This window comes from Cellvibrio sp. PSBB023 (assembly GCF_002007605.1).
GTDB lineage: Bacteria > Pseudomonadota > Gammaproteobacteria > Pseudomonadales > Cellvibrionaceae > Cellvibrio.
Window position 1 is genome coordinate 2,512,501 of the sequence record NZ_CP019799.1, and the last position, 2,500, is coordinate 2,515,000.

Sequence of the window (2,500 nt, forward strand, 5' to 3'; positions counted from 1 at the left end):
ATATTTGCTTGACTTACCCTTTCAAAATCAAGGGCTTGTACTAATAGAAAAGCCCCGCCAGCGTAGCTGACGGGGCTTTGGATTTAAGAGCTTGACGATGACCTACTCTCACATGGGGAGACCCCACACTACCATCGGCGCTAAGTCGTTTCACTTCTGAGTTCGGAATGGGATCAGGTGGTTCCAACTTGCTATGGTCGTCAAGCAATTCTGCATGAGTTCGAAGGTCTTAAGACATCTAGTATGTCGGCCTTGATTGACTCAAATAGGGCGGTGGAACGTAAAGTGTTGCTGTGTGTATTGTTTGGATGCTTGCATATCGTACAAGTCCGGATAAATCGTAAACCGTCTAACAGTCGATTCTGTTATATGGTCAAGCCGCACGAGCAATTAGTATCAGTTAGCTCAACGCCTCGCAGCGCTTCCACACCTGACCTATCAACGTCGTAGTCTTCAACGGCTCTTTAGGGGGCTTAAAGCCCCAGGGAGATCTAGTCTTGAAGGAGGCTTCCCGCTTAGATGCTTTCAGCGGTTATCCCGTCCGAACATAGCTACCGGGCAGTGCCATTGGCATGACAACCCGAACACCAGAGGTTCGTTCATTCCGGTCCTCTCGTACTAGGAACAACTCTTCTCAAATCTCCAACGCCCACGGCAGATAGGGACCGAACTGTCTCACGACGTTCTAAACCCAGCTCGCGTACCACTTTAAATGGCGAACAGCCATACCCTTGGGACCGGCTTCAGCCCCAGGATGTGATGAGCCGACATCGAGGTGCCAAACACCGCCGTCGATGTGAACTCTTGGGCGGTATCAGCCTGTTATCCCCGGAGTACCTTTTATCCGTTGAGCGATGGCCCTTCCATACAGAACCACCGGATCACTAAGACCTACTTTCGTACCTGCTCGACATGTCTGTCTCGCAGTCAAGCGTGCTTTTGCCTTTACACTAACCTCATGATTTCCGACCATGATTAGCACACCTTCGTGCTCCTCCGTTACTCTTTGGGAGGAGACCGCCCCAGTCAAACTACCCACCATACACTGTCCGTAACCCCGATAAGGGGCCGACGTTAGAACCTCAAACATACCAGGGTGGTATTTCAAGGACGGCTCCATCGAAACTAGCGTCTCGACTTCAAAGCCTCCCACCTATCCTACACAGATAGGTTCAAAGTTCAGTGCAAAGCTATAGTAAAGGTTCACGGGGTCTTTCCGTCTAGCCGCGGGAACACGGCATCTTAACCGCGATTTCAATTTCACTGAGTCTCGGGTGGAGACAGCGCCCCCATCATTACGCCATTCGTGCAGGTCGGAACTTACCCGACAAGGAATTTCGCTACCTTAGGACCGTTATAGTTACGGCCGCCGTTTACCGGGGCTTCGATCAAGAGCTTCGCTTGCGCTAACCCCATCAATTAACCTTCCGGCACCGGGCAGGCGTCACACCCTATACGTCCACTTACGTGTTTGCAGAGTGCTGTGTTTTTAATAAACAGTTGCAGGGGCCTGGTATCTTCGACTGCCAATAGCTTACGGGGCAAGCCCTTCACCATCAGCAGTGCACCTTCTCCCGAAGTTACGGTGCCATTTTGCCTAGTTCCTTCACCCGAGTTCTCTCAAGCGCCTTGGTATTCTCTACCTGATCACCTGTGTCGGTTTGGAGTACGGTCTCTTTTTACCTGAAGCTTAGAGGCTTTTCTTGGAAGCATGGCATCAAGCACTTCATGTTCCGAGGAACACTCGTCATCAGTTCTCAGCCTTAGCATCCCGGATTTACCTAAGACACCAGCCTACGACCTTAAACACGGACAACCAACGCCGTGCTGCTCTAGCCTTCTCCGTCCCCCCATCGCAGTAAAAAGAGGTACAGGAATATTAACCTGTTTCCCATCGACTACGCGTTTCCGCCTCGCCTTAGGGGCCGACTAACCCTGTCCCGATTAGCGTTGGACAGGAACCCTTGATCTTCCGGCGGGGGAGTTTTTCACTCCCCTTATCGTTACTCATGTCAGCATTCGCACTTCTGATACCTCCAGCATGCTTCTCAACACACCTTCGACGGCTTACAGAACGCTCCCCTACCCCACATACAAAGTATGCAGCCGCAGCTTCGGTTGCTAGTTTTAGCCCCGTTACATCTTCCGCGCAGGCCGACTCGACTAGTGAGCTATTACGCTTTCTTTAAAGGGTGGCTGCTTCTAAGCCAACCTCCTAGCTGTCTAAGCCTTCCCACATCGTTTCCCACTTAACTAACATTGGGGACCTTAGCTGGCGGTCTGGGTTGTTGCCCTCTTGACAACGGACGTTAGCACCCGCTGTCTGTCTGCCATGATTGCACTCCAGGGTATTCGTAGTTTGCATGGGTTTGGTAAGTCGGGATGACCCCCTAGCCCAAACAGTGCTCTACCCCCCTGGGTGAGACATGACGCGCTACCTAAATAGCTTTCGGGGAGAACCAGATATCTCCCGGCTTGATTAGCCTTTCACCCCTATCCA

The 2,500-nt window shown here is 51.7% G+C and carries 2 rRNA genes (1 of these 2 cut by a window edge); both read right to left on the reverse strand.

From position 1 onward, the window contains the following. Window positions 1–89: 89 nt before the first annotated feature. Window positions 90–205 (reverse strand): 5S ribosomal RNA (rrf, locus tag B0D95_RS10990). 164 nt (window positions 206–369) lie between these two features. Beyond that, window positions 370–2,500 (reverse strand): 23S ribosomal RNA (locus tag B0D95_RS10995); it runs 757 nt beyond the window's last position.